Annotated in this window: 15 protein-coding genes and 2 pseudogenes; 9 read left to right on the top strand and 8 right to left on the bottom strand. The window is 69.2% G+C overall.

Annotated elements, in window-relative coordinates; all coding sequences use genetic code 11:
• Nucleotides 1-291: 291 nt before the first annotated feature.
• A pseudogene (locus tag ABD858_RS34710) lies at nt 292-528 on the bottom strand (IS1380 family transposase); the annotation flags it as partial.
• Between the two features lie 520 nt (nt 529-1,048).
• Between ABD858_RS34710 and ABD858_RS34705 the strand changes: the two are divergent.
• Both ABD858_RS34705 and ABD858_RS34700 read left to right on the top strand, forming a co-directional pair.
• Entirely contained in the window at nt 1,049-1,879 is an 831-nt protein-coding gene (locus tag ABD858_RS34705) for a glycoside hydrolase domain-containing protein (RefSeq protein WP_345045304.1), read from the top strand.
• A gap of 1,036 nt (nt 1,880-2,915) precedes the next feature.
• Nucleotides 2,916-3,020, top strand: a pseudogene (locus ABD858_RS34700) (ATP-binding protein); the annotation flags it as partial.
• A 37-nt stretch (nt 3,021-3,057) separates the two neighbouring features.
• On the opposite strand, the gene ABD858_RS34695 reads toward ABD858_RS34700, so the two are convergent.
• The 4 genes from ABD858_RS34695 to ABD858_RS34680 all read right to left on the bottom strand — a co-directional run bounded on the left by ABD858_RS34695 (nt 3,058) and on the right by ABD858_RS34680 (nt 6,162).
• Nucleotides 3,058-3,432 carry a hypothetical protein gene (locus ABD858_RS34695; RefSeq protein WP_345045301.1) on the bottom strand — a complete coding sequence of 125 codons (375 nt, stop codon included), beginning with the start codon at nt 3,430-3,432 and terminating at the stop codon, nt 3,058-3,060.
• Between the two features lie 697 nt (nt 3,433-4,129).
• Nucleotides 4,130-4,462 carry a hypothetical protein gene (locus ABD858_RS34690; protein ID WP_345045298.1) on the bottom strand — a complete coding sequence of 111 codons (333 nt, stop codon included), beginning with the start codon at nt 4,460-4,462 and terminating at the stop codon, nt 4,130-4,132.
• A 224-nt stretch (nt 4,463-4,686) separates the two neighbouring features.
• Entirely contained in the window at nt 4,687-4,962 is a 276-nt protein-coding gene (locus ABD858_RS34685; protein ID WP_345045295.1) for a hypothetical protein, read from the bottom strand.
• Between the two features lie 69 nt (nt 4,963-5,031).
• Entirely contained in the window at nt 5,032-6,162 is a 1,131-nt protein-coding gene (locus ABD858_RS34680) for a threonine synthase (RefSeq protein ID WP_345045441.1), read from the bottom strand.
• Nucleotides 6,163-6,571: 409 nt separating this feature from the next.
• On the opposite strand from ABD858_RS34680, the gene ABD858_RS34675 reads away from it, so the two are divergent.
• Nucleotides 6,572-7,120, top strand: a complete 549-nt coding sequence (locus ABD858_RS34675) for a DUF4262 domain-containing protein (protein ID WP_345045293.1) — start codon at nt 6,572-6,574, stop codon at nt 7,118-7,120.
• Between the two features lie 45 nt (nt 7,121-7,165).
• Here the strand turns inward: ABD858_RS34675 and ABD858_RS34670 are convergent, their stop codons facing one another.
• The 3 genes from ABD858_RS34670 to ABD858_RS34660 all read right to left on the bottom strand — a co-directional run bounded on the left by ABD858_RS34670 (nt 7,166) and on the right by ABD858_RS34660 (nt 10,399).
• A complete protein-coding gene (locus ABD858_RS34670) occupies nt 7,166-8,758 on the bottom strand; it encodes an ISL3 family transposase (RefSeq protein ID WP_345045290.1) in 1,593 nt (530 codons plus the stop codon).
• Nucleotides 8,759-8,833: 75 nt separating this feature from the next.
• Nucleotides 8,834-9,223, bottom strand: coding sequence for a hypothetical protein (locus tag ABD858_RS34665; protein WP_345045288.1), 390 nt, complete (start codon nt 9,221-9,223; stop codon nt 8,834-8,836).
• Nucleotides 9,224-9,349: 126 nt separating this feature from the next.
• The gene (locus ABD858_RS34660; protein WP_345045285.1) at nt 9,350-10,399 is read right to left on the bottom strand and encodes a C40 family peptidase; all 1,050 of its coding nucleotides are present in this window, start codon (nt 10,397-10,399) and stop codon (nt 9,350-9,352) included.
• Nucleotides 10,400-10,595: 196 nt separating this feature from the next.
• Here ABD858_RS34660 and ABD858_RS34655 point away from each other — a divergent pair, with 196 nt between their 5' ends.
• From ABD858_RS34655 to ABD858_RS34630, 6 genes are all read left to right on the top strand, one after another.
• On the top strand, nt 10,596-12,176 hold the full coding sequence (locus tag ABD858_RS34655; RefSeq protein WP_345044336.1) for an IS1182 family transposase: 1,581 nt from the start codon (nt 10,596-10,598) through the stop codon (nt 12,174-12,176).
• Between the two features lie 118 nt (nt 12,177-12,294).
• On the top strand, nt 12,295-12,774 hold the full coding sequence (locus ABD858_RS34650) for a hypothetical protein (RefSeq protein ID WP_345045283.1): 480 nt from the start codon (nt 12,295-12,297) through the stop codon (nt 12,772-12,774).
• Between the two features lie 2 nt (nt 12,775-12,776).
• Entirely contained in the window at nt 12,777-13,070 is a 294-nt protein-coding gene (locus tag ABD858_RS34645) for a hypothetical protein (RefSeq protein ID WP_345045280.1), read from the top strand.
• 7 nt (nt 13,071-13,077) lie between these two features.
• A complete protein-coding gene (locus ABD858_RS34640) occupies nt 13,078-13,854 on the top strand; it encodes a hypothetical protein (protein WP_345045278.1) in 777 nt (258 codons plus the stop codon).
• Complete coding sequence (locus ABD858_RS34635) at nt 13,827-15,317, top strand: hypothetical protein (RefSeq protein WP_345045275.1); 1,491 nt, start codon at nt 13,827-13,829, stop codon at nt 15,315-15,317. The genes ABD858_RS34640 and ABD858_RS34635 overlap by 28 nt, the downstream gene beginning before the upstream one ends.
• Nucleotides 15,314-16,759: an SCO6880 family protein gene (locus ABD858_RS34630; protein ID WP_345045273.1), complete on the top strand. Its 1,446-nt coding sequence runs from the start codon at nt 15,314-15,316 to the stop codon at nt 16,757-16,759. The genes ABD858_RS34635 and ABD858_RS34630 overlap by 4 nt, the downstream gene beginning before the upstream one ends.
• Nucleotides 16,760-16,761: the final 2 nt, after the last annotated feature.

Here is a 16,761-nt window from a genome sequence, read left to right as displayed (position 1 = left end):
TGGCCCCCCAAAACGGAGTGAGTTATGTCACTTGCACTGGTCCCTGGGCCGGTTCTCCTATCGAGCGCCCGCCCGGTCGAGTCTCCAGTCATCCATGCGATGACCGTGGCTTGGCTGCCTCCCCGCCGAGGCCTCACAGGTGCGAAGGCTGTGGGTTCATTGAGCGACTCTGACTCGTAAATAACTGAAGGTGGGTGCTCTCTCGGGCAGGGGTATGGGCCCGGTCGGAGTCGTCTTCGCCGGGCTTCGGACACGCTCGTTCATTCAGCGGCGTCCATCGGGTCGAGGGAAGCCGGTGGTCTTGCCACAGCGGATGCGGTCCTCGACGCGGGCGTGCGCCCGGTGGCGGACTTCCAGGTGCTGCAATGAGCCTTCGCCGTACGGGGTGTCGATGAGAAAGGCCTGGTGGCGCATGCCCTCGTCGAGGTCGAACAGGGACAGTTGGGCGCCGGGATGCGGGCGCTCACGCCGCACGATGATCCGCGTGCCGTCGGGGTAGCCGTCCAGGTCCACCATGCCAGTCAGCTTTTGCCGCGCGGTCCGCGTGCTTCTCGATCCCGGGCCCCGCCCACTCCACCAGCTCCACGACGACTCCAAAGGCCGTGGGCCGCCGCCAGGGCATTCACTGCCTGGGCGCCGGGTTGCGAGATCCACCGCGGCTTCGGCCTGTACGCGGCGGCGTCCGGGGTGGTGTCCAGGCGGCCGGTGACGGGGTTGAGCTTCACGGCCTGGACGTGCTCGGCGAGCATCCGCATCGGTGGTACCGGGCCAGGTGCGCTGGTGTAGTTGGGTTGTGCAGTCACCGGGGCCCCGCGTCCTCACTCTCGACGCTACCGCCTCAGCTCAGGTCGGCGGGCCCGAACGACCGCACGTCGGCCCCGCTACGCGCCGGACGTGACACGCGGCAACGCCGTGGCGCGATGATGCGCCCCAACGCCCGAAAAGAGCCTGCGTGGGGTCGAACCTGGCGGCCGCTGCGGGCTCGCCGCCTCCGGATAGAGTGGGCCGGCCCCGGGACCCCGGGGCCGAGTATCAGATGGGATGGGAAATGGCGAAGCACCGGCTGTCCAGACGAGGTCGCTACATAGCCTTAGCGACGACGGGTGTCGCCGTCGTTGCCGGCGCCGGGGTCGCGGCACAGACTTCGATGGCCGCTACGACGTGGCCGACTCAGAAGACCTACACCGGCCGGGCGTTCGACGCGTGCACGGCGCCCTCGCTCAGCGCGATGACGGCGTGGAAGAAGGACGGCTACTACAGCGGTGTCGCCGTCTACATCGGCGGCAAGAACCGCGGCTGCGCCCAGCCCAACCTGACGAAGTCCTGGGTGAAGTCGGTCGACACGCTCGGCTGGCGGGTCATCCCCCTGTACGTCGGCGCCCAGCCGCCGTGCCAGCAGAGCGGGAACAAGGAAAGGTTCACCGCCGCCACCGCGGCCTCGGTCGGGGTCAGCAACGCCAACGACGCGATCGCCAAGGCGTCGGCGCTCGGCATGAAGACCGGCAGCCCGATCTACCTCAACATGGAGTCGTACGACACCACGAACAAGGCGTGCAACGACGCCACCCTCACCTACGTGAGGTCCTTCACCAAGACCCTGCGCACAAAAACCTACCGCGCCGGCCTCTACGGCTTCAGCAGCTCCAGCGCCAAGGCGATCGCCACCGCCAAGGACCGCACGGACCTGCCCGGCAACCTCTGGTACGCCCTGTGGAACGGCCAGGAGACCACCACCAAAGACTGGCCCTGGGACCCGAAGCTGTACACCGACCACAGCCGCGGCCACCAGTACAAGGCCAACAGCAAAGAGACCCGCGGCGGTTACACCATCAACGTCGACCGCAACGCCTGGGACGCCCCAGTCGCCATCATCGGCTGACCAGCAGTCTCTGGAACGGCAGCATTCGAATCCGTCTGATCCCCGTCCTGGCCATGCGCGCACAGCCGTGCCCACTGCGCCGTTCTCGTGCCCTGGATCCGCCGGGTCGTCCCGTCAGGGCACTGGGCGGAAAGACGCCGGCCGCACCGGCCCGGCCTCCGGGTCCGCGGCCGGGGCCGGGGCCCGACAGCGGGATCACAGGCGCTGTTCGATCCACCAGAAGGCGAGGCCGACGATGCTGGCGCCGGTGGCGTAGGCGGTACCGCGCAGGGCTCTGGAGAGCAGCGCGGTACGGCGCCGGGTGATCCAGTGCCGGGCGCGGGTGATTCGCCGGGGCCGGTCCGTGGGGTGGGGGCGGGGGGTGCTCCGTTCTTCGGGGTGCTGATGTGGCCCGGCGGGGGCTGGGTGGCCTAGGAACCTTCGGCCCCGTGCCGGGCTCTACCGCGTTTCCCCCGGTCTCCCGGGCCAGGGCTGCGGCCGTACGGGCGAGCCCGGTCACGAGTTGGTGTTGCTGCCGGCTGGCCGTCCGCAGATGCTCGGCGTCGAGGGCTCTGTGGGCCTGCCGCAGGGGCTCCGCGGAAGCCGGGCCCCGCCTACCGCCCTTGGCCTCGGTGAGTGCCGTGAGGAGAGCGGTAGGGTCCCGGGCGTTTCTTCTCCTCCTTCTTCATCGGTCGGCGGGTCGAAGCAGGCGAAGAATCCGTCAAGGGCTTCGGGTGTGACGGTGAGGGCGTTGGCGTCCTCGCGCTGGTTGCGCTCGGCGAGTCGTCGCAGCAGTTCCTCCAGGCTGGCGGAGAGGCAGACGACGAAGGGGTGGCCGTCCGGCCAGCTGCCAGGCGTCGCGCTTCTTGCGGCGCCATAGCCCGTGGTCCAGGCCGACGCCGTTCCCGGCCTCAATCTCCTTGATGAAGCCTTCCCGGATCGGCTCGATGACGGCCGCTCGCGCTCGAAGTCTTGGCTTCCGCCTGCCAGGGCCGGGCGCAGGAGCCAGATCCGCACATCGGAGCGAGTGGCTTCCCCTGCTCCACCTCAAACCGGGCTCGACCGCCTCCTGCACCACTGCGACGTGATCTCCATCAACGGACCGAGCTACCGGCTCAAGAACCGGCTCAAGGCCATCGAGCGGGACACAGACGTGGCCTGACAGGCCACTTCGTACGGGGCGGCCGGGGCTCGGTCAGTCAGTCATCGGCGAGTCGTTGGAAGATCTCCGAGAACGCGTCGTTCTCGATCAGTCCGGCGATCACGTGGGCAACGCTGTTGATGCCGGGAGCCCGGACGATCAAGCCGTCCGAGCACGAGAAGTAGCGGCCACCGAGAGCCTCGCCGCTTCCTGCCCAGGCTTCCATCAAGCGTGTGACCTCGGCAACCGTGAAGACGGTCGCACTCCAACGAGACCCGTCCATCAGACGAACCTCAACATCGACGTTACACACCGAGTCCAAGTCCTCGTCCGGGCTGGGCAGGAACGATGCTTCGAAGGCGTCCGTGCGAACCCGGTACCACCCCCCGTCCCAACCTCGTTCGACCGATCCGGCCGATGCGCTACGGCTCATCGTGCGAGTGTCTCCGGCCAGCCTGACGATCTCAACCGGGATCCTCCGCCGTGGTGCTTCCCGCGACATAGCTGGGGACGTTCATCCGTACGCGGCTGGGGAGAGCTTAGGTCGTACGCCGACACCGCGCCCGCGGGGATGGTCCCGCCATGTGGCCGGACTTGCCGGACCGGTTCACGTCGGCCCCGCGCCCGCGGGGATGGTCCCCCTCAGGGGTCGGTCCGGTGTTGCTGATCACCGACCTCCGCGCCCTGCGACTGAACGTGTACGACATCGCCGACCGGCTGCGCTCGATGCGTCCGCGTTCCTGATGCGTCCCTGCCCTCCAGCAGGCCGCCCACGTCGGGTTCGCCGAACCCCCGGCCACGACGAGACGCGCAGCGCTGGAGAGCGATGCCGGGCCCGGCGGCATCGCGGCAGCAGCCCGCCCCCCATCAGCCAGGTCCGGACGGCGCGCTCGCCTCACGCGCAGAAGGATCGACGGCGGGGGTACGGTCCGGGCCTGCGACGAGCCCGGCGGATGTACGGGCCCGGGCCACCCGCCGACCCTCCCCCGCCACTGGCCGCCTTTGCCCAGTCCGGCCGGTCCGCAGACGGCGACGGCGCCGGCCACGCATGCTCACCGGGCGATGCTGGTCTGAACCTCACCCTCCTGTGTCGGGCGAAGCGGACGGCACCGGCCGGGTGAACGCGGCTGTCAGGCGTTGACTGCCGGGTTCTGGGAGGGGATCTCCGTGCTGGTGTCCGCTCCGGTGGCCGGGGTCTGCTGCTTGCTCGGACGGGCCCGGCGTACCCGCGGCCGGTGCGTCGGTTCGGTGGCGCCGAGCGCGGCCAGTTCCGCCGCGGACCAGCCCGCCGACTCCGCTTCGACGTACGCCTTGCCGTACGGGACTTCGGTCTCGGCCAGCTCGGTCTGGAGCTGGATCCGCCGGGCCAGGATCGCCGCGAGAGGGCTGACCGCGGCCTGCTTGGCGGCCAGCTGCGCGGCTTGGAGCTCTTCCGCCTTCTTGAGGATCTCGTCTGCCTTCATGCCGGGCATGATGCCCGCCGCCGACCGCGGGCGTGGCGGGCGACGCGGCCGTGCCACCGGTCGGGTCGTGTAGGTTCTCGCGGCCGGTGTCATCTGTCGCTTCTCTGACCTGGGCGTTCTTCCGGCGTCTCACCCTGCGTCATCCGCTGGAATCTCAACTCCATGTCATCTCCTTGTAGCTTCGGGCGGATCCTGTCCCTGGACGGCGAAGTGATAACCGCGGGTCAGCGGTACTCGGCAGGGTCCGCTCGCGGGGCTGGCTCGAAGAGGGCGATCTTCTCGGGCAGGGTCTTCCACAACTCCCGATCGGAGATCGGCATGACCACAGCCTGGAGGAGTGGGTCGTCGGGTTGCCCGAGAACGATGTCCACGGCGCGCTTGACGCGCGCCAGCGTGTCCAAGCCAGCCCAGCCCTCAGGCTCGTCGAGCCTCAACGCGCACAGGCCCATGCCGTAGTGGACGATTTCTCGGCTGGCTTTGTCCACGAAATCGGACAGCATTTGTTCAGCACTTTGGACAGCACCCGGCCCTGTCGCCGTTCGATTGCGTGGGCAGGGGGAGCCGGTGCGTCAGTCGCAGATTCCCGCCGCGTGCAGTCTGCTGCGCACGTCGTCCCAATCCGGGGCGATCGTCTCGGTTTGACGGAAGCCGACGCTGCGGTTCTTGAAGCCACTGGAGGTGGAGATACAGACCACCGGCCCGTCGACGTCGACGACGGTACGTAGTCCCGCGAGTCCGGCGGCGCTGGAGAGTTCGGTCCACAGGCCGACTCGGGCGAGCTCCTGGTGAGCGGCCTCGAGTTGTGCGTCACTGAGTTCGAGGACCTGGCCGCCGCTGTCCTGGATGGTGACTACGCCGCGGTAGCCGCTGACCGGGGAGACGATGGAGTATGCCTCGGTCTGCCCCACCGTGACGTGAGCCGCGGGTACGCCGCGCCGCATGGCCTCGGCGAGCGGTGCGGCCGCGGTCGGCTGGCACGCGTACATCCGCGGCAGCCGATCGGTCAGGCCGAGGCGCCGAAGTTCGGTGAATCCCTTCCAGATACCGAAGAGGAGTTCGCCGTACGACGTCGGGACGAACACGGCTGCGGGGACACCGAGGTCCTGGTAGATCTCGTAGGTGATGGTCTTGTATCCCTCGGGACCGAAGGCGTGGCCGGTGTGGGTGGTGGTGATGCTGCTGACCGGGTGCAGGCCCGTCCGGTCAACGATCCGGCGCATCAGCGGCCACCTCGCTTCCCAGGGCACCGGCAGGACCACCGGCTCGTAGGCGTTCAGGAAAGAGCCGACGGCGGGCGGCAGCTCGGGGCCCGCGATAACCACGCAGCGCAGGCCGGCGCGGGCAGCGTAGGCGGCTGCGGAGGCCCCATGGTTACCGGACGACGCCACGACGATTCCCGAGGCTCCGGCAGCGACGGCGGCGCTGACGGTGCACCGGTTCATCCGGTCCTTGTGGCTCCAGGTGGGGTTGCGGGACTCATCCTTGATGAAGACTCCGGTCTCGATCTCGATCAGCGGCGTGCCGCCTTCACTCAGCCCCGGTGCGGCGAGCGGCGGCAGCAGCGGCGCCCAGCGGTCCAGCCCGCCGCCCCGTTCCGTGGCAGTGGCGAACATGGCGGGGTCGACCCGGTCGTAGGCGTAATCGACTTCGACGGGATAGGAGATCTCGTCGGTGCTGGTGCGCGGACATCCGCTGGTCATCGGTGGCCACAACGGGTAGCTGACCGTGGGATCGCCCAGCGAGCGCTGAAGGGTTGCCAAAGACCGCTCTGTCGTCACACTTTGAGCCTATCGATCAAAGGCGGACCTCCGCCGGGGGCGAGTCCGGCTGATCGCTGACGTGGCCGAAATCCGGCGAGCATGCCAACAAAATCAAGTAGGTGGGTGGCAGTTTCGTCTCCTGTGGCCGCCTCAGGTACCCACGCTGCAACTGCTTGCTGTTCGAATCGGCTACCAACAGAGTGCTGCCCGAAGTGCTGAACAAATGCTGTCCGATCTCGGTTCTGGCACTGATCTTGGGGAGCCGTCGCGGAGGGTGACGGCGTCGTTCGATTGAGAGGGGTTAAATCCCGGTTGCTCGACGTGAACGCTCACCTCGTACCCTCCGCACATGACTGATGATCCGTTCCAGTGCCGCTGTGTCCTCTGTCATGACTACGGTGACCGGGACGAAGCGGACCGCATGGATCTGACGATCATCGAGCATGTGCAGCAGCACGGATGGCACGTCGTGATGGTTCCCGAAGACGAGATCGGCCCTGGATTCGCCTACACCATCGGCCTCGCGCACACTCACGGCGGACCTGAACTCGCCATGTTCGGGCTCGATGTCCACGCCATGCACCGCATGCTCAACACCCTCGGAGAGAAGTCCGCTGCAGGCGAAACACTGGCGGACGGCCAGAGCCATCCTGATGTTGTCGACGGTCATCGAGTCGCGCTCAGGCAGGTTGATCGCGGCTGGTACCGGACCTTCTTCGGACAGGCCATCGGGTTCTACCGGCGGCCACCTCTCCCCGTGCTGCAAGTCGCGTGGCCTGATCCCGAGGACCGTTTCCACTGGGATGAGCAGGCTGACGTAAGGCATCGCGAGTCACAGCCTCAGTTGTGGCTGCCTCCGAGTGACCATCCTGTCGGGATCTGGACGGCCGAACTCTGATCTCAAGGGGCTGGGGAAGCGGCGATCCAGCACCCGAGCGATGCACTACTGAAGCAAGATCATCTTGCGTAGGAGTTCGAATCCAGCGCGGCCATAGAGCTGTCTCTTGATCTTTTTGATGCGGTTCACGGCGCCCTCGATGCTGCCCGAGCTCCAGTCCAAGGTGAGGCCGGCGGTCACGGCGTCGAGGTCTCGGAGCAGGTGGAGTGCGAAGCCGGTGAGCCCGGGTAGCTGGCTGGCATCGACTGCGTCGATCCAGACAGGGAGCGTAGCGCCGAGGCGGCCGGTGAGCATCTCGCCGAAATCGCGGACGTGTCCGGCGGCCGTGTCCAGTTCGGGACAGCGGGCCAGGACGTCCTTCAGGCCGACGCGGTCCTCCTCGCTCAGGGCGGCGGGGTGGCGGGTGAGCCAGCCGGTCACCTGCCGTACCGTCGGCGGCCGCCGCGATGCTGCGGACGGAGCCCCGCGCAAGGTGGCGATGTGCGCTCGGACCATGCCGTAGGTGACGGGAGCCCGCTCGGCGACCAGCTCGCCGTGGAGCCGGGTGACGCTGGTGCATCCCTCCGTAAAACGTCGTTCCAGGTACGGCTTGTAGGGATCCAGCCTGCTGGGCCGGGGCCGGTTCTCGCGGATGGTGTCCTGCCAGCGTGCAGCGTTCGCGTACCGGAGGACGGTGTTGAGACCCCAGCCCAGGTGCCGGGCGATCGCCCGGCGTGAGTGGCCCTGGGCGAGCATCTCGTGGACCAGGGCGTGTGCGGCCTTCTTGCGCTCGGCCCGCCGGCCGACGGGCTCCGCGTCGTTCTGCGGCCGAGCCGAAGCCGGTGGGGTGTCCTGCGGCAGGATGCCGCTGGGCATCGGGTTGCGCAAGCAGTCGCGATGGGCGGCGACGCAGGTCTCCACGGCCCGGCCGAGGCCCTGCCACAGATGGAACCGGTCAGCGACCTGCAGAGCGTCGGGGGCACCGCGCCGGGCGCCCTCGGCGTAGGCGCTTGCCCGGTCCCGGCAGATGATCTCCACGCCAGGGTGGCGGTCCAGCCACGCGGCCAGCGGCCCGGCTTCACGCGTCGGGAGAACATCGACCACGCGATGGTCTTCGACGCTGGTCAGCACGGTGGAATAGGTCTGGCCGCGACGGATCGCGAAGTCGTCCACACCCAGCACCCGCGGAGTACTGAACCGCGGATCGGGCAGTGCCATGACCCTGCGTAACAAGGTCATCCGTCCCGCACCGAAGCCCAGCTGGGCCGCCAGCCGAGCGCCGGCCCGCCCCGCCAGGGCGAGCCCCACCCGTTCCAGGGCACGGTTGAGCCGCGTGGTGAACCGCGAGTGCGGGACAGTCAGCCGGGAGAACGGCTCGGCGAACGTCCGGCGTGGGCAGCCCGCCGACCCGCAGATGAAGCGCCTGACCGTCAGCCGGATCACAAAGCCCTGGTCAGCCAGTGGAAGGTCCCTCAGCGTGCGCTGGTAACGGTCGTGGACTCGGCCCGAGAAGCGGCCGCAGTCCGGACATGAAGCGCCACCTGCGTGACCTCTCGCCACCACCTCGATCGTGCCGAACGCGGCCGTAACCGCCTCGACCTCCACATCGTCGATCCCCTCGAACACCAGCGGGCCCCAGAACAGTGCGTCGGTCTGCATGACCAGCACCATCACCGTCCACCGCCGACCACAGCAGTGAACGGGAGGAACCTGAGGGAGCGTCACCTTCTGCTGTCAGGCGACAAGGCGTACGCCGTCTCGCATGAGCCAGACTCCTCGCAATCGAACACCGAGGTAACGCTCCGCGATGGCTCCCCAAGATCTGTGCCAGAACCCCGATCTCATGGACAAAGCCACTCGGCCGTCCATGACGTCAAGGCGGCGGGCGCGCTCGGCCCGCGCCATGACATGGGCCACGGTGGCGGGCTGGAGCTCCAACTGCCACAGGGAGAGGGTCAATGGCCGGGCCGGACCGAGTTCGTCTTCAGTCGTCGACGCCGCGCACACCGCGTTGACGAGCCGGTGCCCGAGTTCCTCCAGGTCGGTGGGGTAGGGCACGGTGATAGTGAGGGTCGCGGGAACCGGCGTCCAGCGGGGATCGTGGGGATCAATCTCAGGAGTCACGTTGCTGAGCTCACGAGGCTTAAAGGAGCCCATCTCCGACGTCGAAGCCTGGCCAGTCTCACGGCGATGTCGTATCCGACATCGACCGTGAGATTCCGACACGGAAAAAGAGGCCCTACAGGTCGGCTACGCCCGGGTTGCTCCGTGGTAGTCGCCCGCAGGCATCGCCTTGTCGAGGGCGACAACTTCAACCTGGCGGCCGGTGCGTGGGGCGTGGAGGACCTGGCCGTCTCCGGCGTAGAGCCCGACGTGGTAGATGCCGCCGCCGCGGTGGGACCAGAACAGCAGGTCTCCGGGGCGCAGCTCGCCGCGGGCGATGGGCCGGTGGGAGGTGGCCGCGTACTGGGCGGCGGCTGTGCGGGGGAGCTGGGTGTGAGGCCAGTACGCGTACTGCACCAGGCTGCTGCAGTCGAAGCCCGTCGTGCTGGAGGCCAGGCACCGCCCGCGCAGGAACCCGTTGTGCTCGTCGCAGAAGCCTTTCGACGGTCCGCCCGGTCCGCCGCCGCCGTACGCGTACGGGGTGCCGAGCCGGGCTGCTGCCCGGCGCAGCGCGTTCGCGCCCGCCCCGCTGCCGTGAACCGACAGTGAGGCCGTGCCCTGGAAGTCCTTGATCAGCGCCATGATGGTGCGCACGTAGCGGTAGGTCTCTCCCCGGGCGAACTCCTTCGGTGGGACGCCGCGGTAGCGCTGGACGGCGCCCCAGCCCGCGTTGTACCCGGCGAGTGCGAGTCGGCGTACGTCGTCGCGGTAGCCGGAGTTCTTGGCGTCGCCGAGCAGGGAGCACATGTATCTGCCTTGTGCCGTGACGGCGTCCGCGACGTCGAAGGGGTCGGCCCCGTTCTTGCCGTCTTCGTCGCGGCCCCAGGTGAGCCAGGTGCCGTGGATGAACTGGGCTGGTCCCTTGGCGTCGGCCCAGCTGACGGTGGAGCGGGAGGTGCTGAAGCCGCTCTCGTGGTAGAGCTGAGCGGCCATCAGAGCTGGAGTGAGCTCGGGGTGTTCGCACTCGGCGACGGCCCGGCGGATCCATGGCTCGAATTCGGGCGGAACGCCCTTCATGCCGGCCTCGCCGTGTCCGGGAACGGCGCCTGCGGCGGTCAGCAGCCCGGCCACGACGATCAGGGCGGCCACGGGCACGGCCAGCACCGCCAGCAGACACCCCGTCGTCGCGGCCTTCATCGTCTACCCCTTCCGAGCCGGGTCGGTCACCTGGACGAGTGATCACACACGGGGTGGTCGTCCCTGCGTGCCTGATCAGGGCCCTGGCCGTTGACCAGGTGTCAGCTCTACGCACCAACGGCACTAGAAGACTCATGAAGATCTTGGGTTCTGGCCCCGCCGCGTGAGCGGCGGGGCCAGACTCTTTCTCGTGGTGATGGGGGAATGGGCCGGGGAGACGGTCGGGCCGGATGTGTGGGAGACCTGCCGGGAGTTGATCCCGGCAGGCAGTGTGTTCGCGTTCCTGGCCGAGCATCGCGGCGCGCTGTTCCCGGCGGAGACGTTCGAGGACATGTACCCGTCGGCGAACGGGCGGCCGAGCATGCCGCCGCAGATCCTGGCCGCGGCGATCACGCTGCAGGCCCTTAACGGGCTGTCGGACTTCGAGACGGTCCAGGAGTTGCGGTGTGACCTGAGGTGGAAGGCCGCGTGCGGGCTGGGCCTGCACGACATGGCGTTCGATCCGTCGCTGCTGGCCTACTTCCGGCGCCGGCTGGCCCGCTCGGTGCGGCCGAACCGTGTCTTCGAGACGGTGCGCGAGGTGGTGAAGGCCACCGGTGTCCTCAAGGGCAAGCACCGGCGGGCGCTGGACTCCACGGTGCTGGACGATGCGGTCGCCACCCAGGACACCGTCACCCAGATCATCGCCGCCGTCCGCGCGGTAATTCGCGAGGTCCCCGGGGCCGCTGAGGTGGCAGCCGTGCAGTGCACCGCGCATGACTACAGCGACCCGGGCAAACCAAGGATCGCCTGGAATGACGAGCAGGCCCGCGCCACGCTTGTTGATGCCCTGGTCAGTGACGCGCTCAGGCTGCTCGGGCATCTGCCCGAGCAGGAGCTGGGCGAGAAGGCCGCGAATGCCGTTGGCATCCTGGCCCTGGTCGCCGGGCAAGACGTCGAACCCGCCGAGGACTCCGACGGCCGCGACGGGCGCTGGCGCATCACCCGTGGCACCGCGCAGGACCGGATGGTCTCCACCGTCGACCCCGAGGCCCGGCACATCCACAAAACCCGCACCCACCAGCAAGACGGCTTCAAGGCCCACCTGGCCATCGAGCCGGAGACCGGGTTATACACCGCCGTCGCCCTGCGGCCCGGCAGTGGCCCAGAGCACCACGAGGCCACCGTCGGCCTGGACCTTCTCGCCGAGGAGGACGGGCCGGTGGACGCCTTCGGCGACACCGCCTACTCCACCGGCGAGGCCCGCCAGGCCCTCGAAGACGCAGGGCACCGGCTGTTCCTCAAGCCCGCCCCGCTACGGGCGGCCGTCCCCGGCGGCTTCACCCTGGACGACTTCGCCATCGACACCGCCGCCGCCACGGTGACCTGCCCCGCTGGACACACGGTCCCCCTGTCAGACCCCGGCGGACAGCACCACCAGCGCAAGGCGGCCTTCGGGAAACTGTGCGCCGGATGTCCCCTGCGCGAGCGGTGCACCAAGGCCAAGGCCGGCCGCATCCTGACCATCCGCCCACACCACGACCTGCTCGCAGCCGCCCGCCGCCAGGCCGCTACCGACCCCGACTGGCAAGCCGACTACCGCCGCTGGAGACCACCGGTCGAACGCGCCGTCGCCTGGCTCGTCCACCACGGCAACCGCAAACTCCGCTACCGCGGAACCATCGCCAACGACACCTGGCTCCACACCCGAGCCGCCGCCCTCAACCTCCGCCGACTGATCAACCTCGGACTCACCCGCACCGGCGACACCTGGCACCTCGCCCCGGCCACCGGATGACCAGAAGGGCCGCCCGGCCTCCGGCCGGACAGCCCCTCAACAAGATCTTCATGAGTCTTCTAGGCTCTGTAGCTCATTGGATACAAAGGGCAACGTTCGGATGAGGGGGGAAGTTGCGATGGCCGTTGAGACCGTGCCTCCCGCGACGGACCGCCCCGAGGAGCCCGGGCTTCGCTACGCGCTGATCCTGGCCGCCGGCTGGAGCATCGCCATGGGCACGGTCCAGCAGATGCTCGCCGGTGACGACGAGACCAGCGCCCGCTTCCTCGCGCCCGGCCAGGCCCTGCCGATGGGCGTCACCCCGGTCGTCGTGGCCGACACCACCGTCAGCGGCTCGGTCTACATCGAGCACCTCCTGCGGACCACCTGGTCCGTGCACCTGCCGCGCCCTTGGCTGGTCCTCGTCGCCGACGCCCCCGCCCCGCCTCCCGTGGCCGCCCGCTACCGCATCCGCGCCCTCGGCAACCGCGTAGTCGGCACCGCCTACGTGCCGTACCTGCCGGTGCTGCGAACGGTCGAGACCGCCGCAGAGGCCATGGAGCACAAGGACGTCCGGGCTGCTGCACGCAAGCTGCGCCGCGATCTCGAAGGGAACTAGAGATGGACATGATTACGCTCGCCGGCGCCCTCGCCGACAAGGGGCTGCTGCCGGGAGCCAAACCCACCGAGGTGCCCGGCTTGGCCCCAGTGGTCAGCGAACTCTTCGGCTACGGCCTGTACTTCCTGGTCCTGGCCGGAGCCGGGAGCACGGGATTTGGCGTCTACAAGCTCGCCACCGCAGACAAGAGCCGCAACGGTGGCGGCAGCGAACCCTTTAAGTGGATGGGCGGCGGAGTTCTGGCGATCATGCTCGCCGGGACGCTGATCACGATCCTCAACGGCATCGCCGCCTGAGCGCGCCATGGCACGCACCGGACGGCTCACCCAGTACCTGATGCCGGCGGCCCTGGTCCTGGTGGCCGCCGTCCTCGCGCTGACCGGGTACGCCATGCTCAGCGGCGACGACTTTACCCCCGACTCCGGCAAGGCCGGCGCCTCCGCAACCGCCACTGCCTCGCCGTCGGCCGGATACGCGCCGCCGCCGGACTGGACCGAGCCCGACCGCTGGGCGGCCCTGCCCCGCGGGGAGCGTACCGACGCGCGGGGGATGGAGGTCGGATTCCCCCGCACCACAGAGGGCGCCGTCGCGATGATGGCCGCCTCCAACTCCACCCGCCTTGAGGGCGCCTACGACAACCACCAAGCCCAGCTGCGGCTCTTCGACTCCTACCTGATCGCTGCCGACCGAACCGAGACGAACCGGGAGGCGGTCGAGCTCGCGGGCATCGAGGCCGACAAGCAGGTGCGCCGCACCCTGGGCCTGCCCACGGGCAGCGATCTTCCGCCGGGCGCCTACGTGCGCACCCACGTGGTCGGCTTCAAGGTCATCAGCCAGTCGCCGACAGAGGTCAGCGCCTGGCTGCTCTCCCGCGTCACGATGAAGGCCGGAGAGACCCAGCGGGAGACCGGCTCCTACATGCGCTCCGTCGTCGCGGTCCAGTGGGACGGCGACTGGAAGACCTCCCTCGCCGCATACACCAGGGCCATGACGGCCGGCACCCCGCAGCCCGAGATCGTCGCCCCCGGAGATCCTGCCTTCAACTCCTCCGCGTGGACCGCGATCCGGGAGGCATCGTGAGGCGGCTGGCCGCCCTGCTGCTGGTCCTCACCAGCCTGCTCGGCGTCGGCCTGGCCACGCCCGCCGCCGCGGACGGACCCGTCAGCGAGACCGTCGAGCTCTCCTGCAAGGTCGCCACCACTGGAAGCACACTCGGCACCCTCGCCCGCATCGCCGGCACCCTCGCCGCAGGCAGGGACGGGTGCGACGCGGCCGGAGACAAGGTCCAGGAGAAGCTCGAGGAGTACTGGACCGCCGTCTGGGACTCCGTGATCGGAGACGTGCTCAAGTCCGGGATCGACGTGGCGAAGTGGATCCTGCGCACCACCCTCACCCTGTCCCTGATGGGCCCCAGCCTCGACCTTGTTGACACCGGGCTCTTCGAGCGCAAAGCCACCTTGTCGGGGATGCTCGTCTGGCTCGGCTGGGTGATCGCCGCCTTCGGCGCCATGTGGCAGATCGGGAAGGCCGCCATCACCGGCCAGTCGAAGCACTGGGGCCAGCTCCTCGTCGGATACGCCCAGAACATGATCTTGAGCGCCGTGGGACTGACCATCGTGGCGTCGCTGCTCCGCGCGGGCGACCTCCTGACCGAAGGCATGGTCAAGGCCACCTTCAACAAAGACGGAGCCTTCGAGCGGATCATCGCGGTGATGATCCCCGCGGCCATCGCCAACCCTGTTCTGGTCGGCGGAGTCTTCCTCGTCCTGGTCCTCATCGGCTTCGGCCAGATGGTGATGATCTTCCTGCGCCAGTCTGCCATCCCGATCCAGTGCATGCTCCTGCCGATCGCCGGAGCGGGCCTGATGGGCGGGGACGGAACCCGCAAGTGGCTGCCGAACCTGGTGACCTCAATGTGCACGGTCATCCTCTACAAGCCGCTCGTCGGCCTCATCATCTGCGTCGGATTCTCCGAATTCGGCCGCGCCCATGGCCTGGTGGAATGGCTGCGCGGCTGCGCCACGCTCCTCCTGGCGCTCATCGCCCCGGGCCCGCTCATGAAGCTGTTCGCCCCATTCGGGGCGGCCGTGGGTGCGGGCATGGCCGGCGGAGGCATGGGCGCCGCTGCCAACGCCGTCGGCTCCTACCTCGGCGCCCGCAGCCAGGCCAAGGGCGACGACGAAAGATCCGACGGGGGCGACGGCGACGACGGGGGGACGGACCCGGTCCGGCACGCCCAGTACGTCGAGCAGTCCATGGGCCCGCAGGGCCAAGGCGGCGACACTGGCGAGGACGCGCTCGCACAGGCGTCCCGCAACGAGGGCGGCGAGGCGACCATCCCCGCTCAGGGCGGCGGCCCCGACGCCGCGGCCAGCTTGGGCGGCGCGGCCACCGAGACGGGGGCGGCCACCGGCGCGGCCGCGACCGGGACCGCTGCTGTGGCGACCGGCGGCGCCGTACTCGCCGTGAAGGTTCTCGACGGCGTCAACGATGCCGTCCAGGGCGCCGCTTCGACCATGGGAGACGGAGACAGCAGCACATGACCGCGCACGGAGTACCCGACGGGCTGCGCATCGAAGGCTTCCGGCAACGCCGCTCCGGCGTGGGTAACCTCTCCAAGGGCGCCATCATGATGGCGGCCGCTGCCCTCACCTTTGATGCCTTGCTCAGCACCACCCATCCGGCGACCCTGCTGGTCACGCTCCCGGTGACGCTGGCCGTGATCGGCCTGGCCGCCGCCCGCCGGCACGGCATGTCCGCCCTGGCCTACTACCGCGCCGCCGTGGCCTGGAAGCTGGCCACCCGAGCGGAGTCCACGAACTTCCGCAAGGTGCTGCTGCCGCACCCCTATGCCCTGGATCTGCCCGGGGTGGCGGCCTCCACCACCTTGGTCGCAGCCCACGACCCGACCACCGGCCGCCAGGTCGGCGTCGTCCACGACCGCGTCACCGGCTACATGACCGTCTCCTCTCTCCTCGCCCCCGGCGGCAGCCTCATGGCTCCCACCGACACCGTCCGCGGGAACCTCAGAACCTGGTCGTCGGTGTTGGACGCGATGAGTACGGAGGAACAGATCAAGGGCGCCACCGTGACGATTCAGATCACCCCCGGCGCCGGCGAGGCCCTCGGCGACGACATCGCCGCCCGCCGCGACCCCGACGCCCCCGCGCTCGCCCAGGCCGTCGTCGACGAACTCGTCCGCACCGCACCGCGGGCCACGGCCTCGGTCGCCTCGTGGATGAGCGTGACCGTCGATCCGTCCGCTACCGCCACCCCGCCGACAGACCTGCCCGGACAGGTCGCTGAGACCCTCCGGGTGGTTGACGGCCTGGACCTCTCCGGAACCGGCACAGACATCGTCCGCCGCGCCACCGATATCGACCTTCGCCGCCTGGTTCGCTCCGCGTACGACCCCTCCTGCTTCACCGCCCGGGACGAGGAGTTCGCCGACCTGTCCTGGGGTGAGTGCGGTCCCGTCGCGGCCGACGACCTGTGGGAGGAGTACGCCCACGACGGCGCCGTCTCCCTCTCCTACGTGCTGCGCGAAATGCCCAAGCGGCCCATCGCCTACAGCGTGCTGCTGCCCTTCCTCAGCCCAGGTCGCTTCCCCCGCCGGATCACCATCACGTATAGAGTCCTCGACCCCCACGAAGGAGAGGCCGTCCTGGAGAGGGAAATCAGCAACGCGGCACAACGAGCCGAAGCCACCGCCCAGGTCAAGGGCCGCGCGAAGTGGAGCCAGAAAGCCGACTACGCCCGCGCGGAGAAGGCCGCCGCCCAGGTGGCCGGCGGCGCGCAGGTCGTGGACTGGACCCTCATGGTCACCGTCACCGCCCTCCGGGCCGCAGACCTACCCGCAGCCCGCCAGGAGCTCGACCGCGCGGTGAAGGCCACCCGATCTCTGCGGATGCGGCCCGCGTACGGCGCGGAGGCAGCGATCTTCGCCGCCGGACTCCCGGTCGGCTACAACCCCCTGGTCCGTTGACC

It is taken from the genome of Streptomyces sannanensis (genome assembly GCF_039536205.1).
In the GTDB taxonomy this organism is placed as follows: domain Bacteria; phylum Actinomycetota; class Actinomycetes; order Streptomycetales; family Streptomycetaceae; genus Streptomyces; species Streptomyces sannanensis.
Note: the sequence above shows the minus strand (reverse complement) of the source record. Positions and strands in the feature narration are given on the sequence as shown.

Excerpts from the sequence above, each read along its gene's own strand:
- ABD858_RS34705 (WP_345045304.1), top strand. The coding sequence starts at position 1,049 with ATGGCGAAGCACCGGCTGTCCAGACGAGGTCGCTACATAGCCTTAGCG.
- ABD858_RS34695 (WP_345045301.1), bottom strand. The coding sequence starts at position 3,432 with ATGAGCCGTAGCGCATCGGCCGGATCGGTCGAACGAGGTTGGGACGGG.
- ABD858_RS34690 (WP_345045298.1), bottom strand. The coding sequence starts at position 4,462 with ATGAAGGCAGACGAGATCCTCAAGAAGGCGGAAGAGCTCCAAGCCGCG.
- ABD858_RS34685 (WP_345045295.1), bottom strand. The coding sequence starts at position 4,962 with ATGCTGTCCGATTTCGTGGACAAAGCCAGCCGAGAAATCGTCCACTAC.
- ABD858_RS34680 (WP_345045441.1), bottom strand. The coding sequence starts at position 6,162 with ATGACCAGCGGATGTCCGCGCACCAGCACCGACGAGATCTCCTATCCC.
- ABD858_RS34675 (WP_345045293.1), top strand. The coding sequence starts at position 6,572 with ATGACTGATGATCCGTTCCAGTGCCGCTGTGTCCTCTGTCATGACTAC.
- ABD858_RS34670 (WP_345045290.1), bottom strand. The coding sequence starts at position 8,758 with ATGCAGACCGACGCACTGTTCTGGGGCCCGCTGGTGTTCGAGGGGATC.
- ABD858_RS34660 (WP_345045285.1), bottom strand. The coding sequence starts at position 10,399 with ATGAAGGCCGCGACGACGGGGTGTCTGCTGGCGGTGCTGGCCGTGCCC.
- ABD858_RS34655 (WP_345044336.1), top strand. The coding sequence starts at position 10,596 with ATGGGGGAATGGGCCGGGGAGACGGTCGGGCCGGATGTGTGGGAGACC.
- ABD858_RS34650 (WP_345045283.1), top strand. The coding sequence starts at position 12,295 with ATGGCCGTTGAGACCGTGCCTCCCGCGACGGACCGCCCCGAGGAGCCC.
- ABD858_RS34645 (WP_345045280.1), top strand. The coding sequence starts at position 12,777 with ATGGACATGATTACGCTCGCCGGCGCCCTCGCCGACAAGGGGCTGCTG.
- ABD858_RS34640 (WP_345045278.1), top strand. The coding sequence starts at position 13,078 with ATGGCACGCACCGGACGGCTCACCCAGTACCTGATGCCGGCGGCCCTG.
- ABD858_RS34630 (WP_345045273.1), top strand. The coding sequence starts at position 15,314 with ATGACCGCGCACGGAGTACCCGACGGGCTGCGCATCGAAGGCTTCCGG.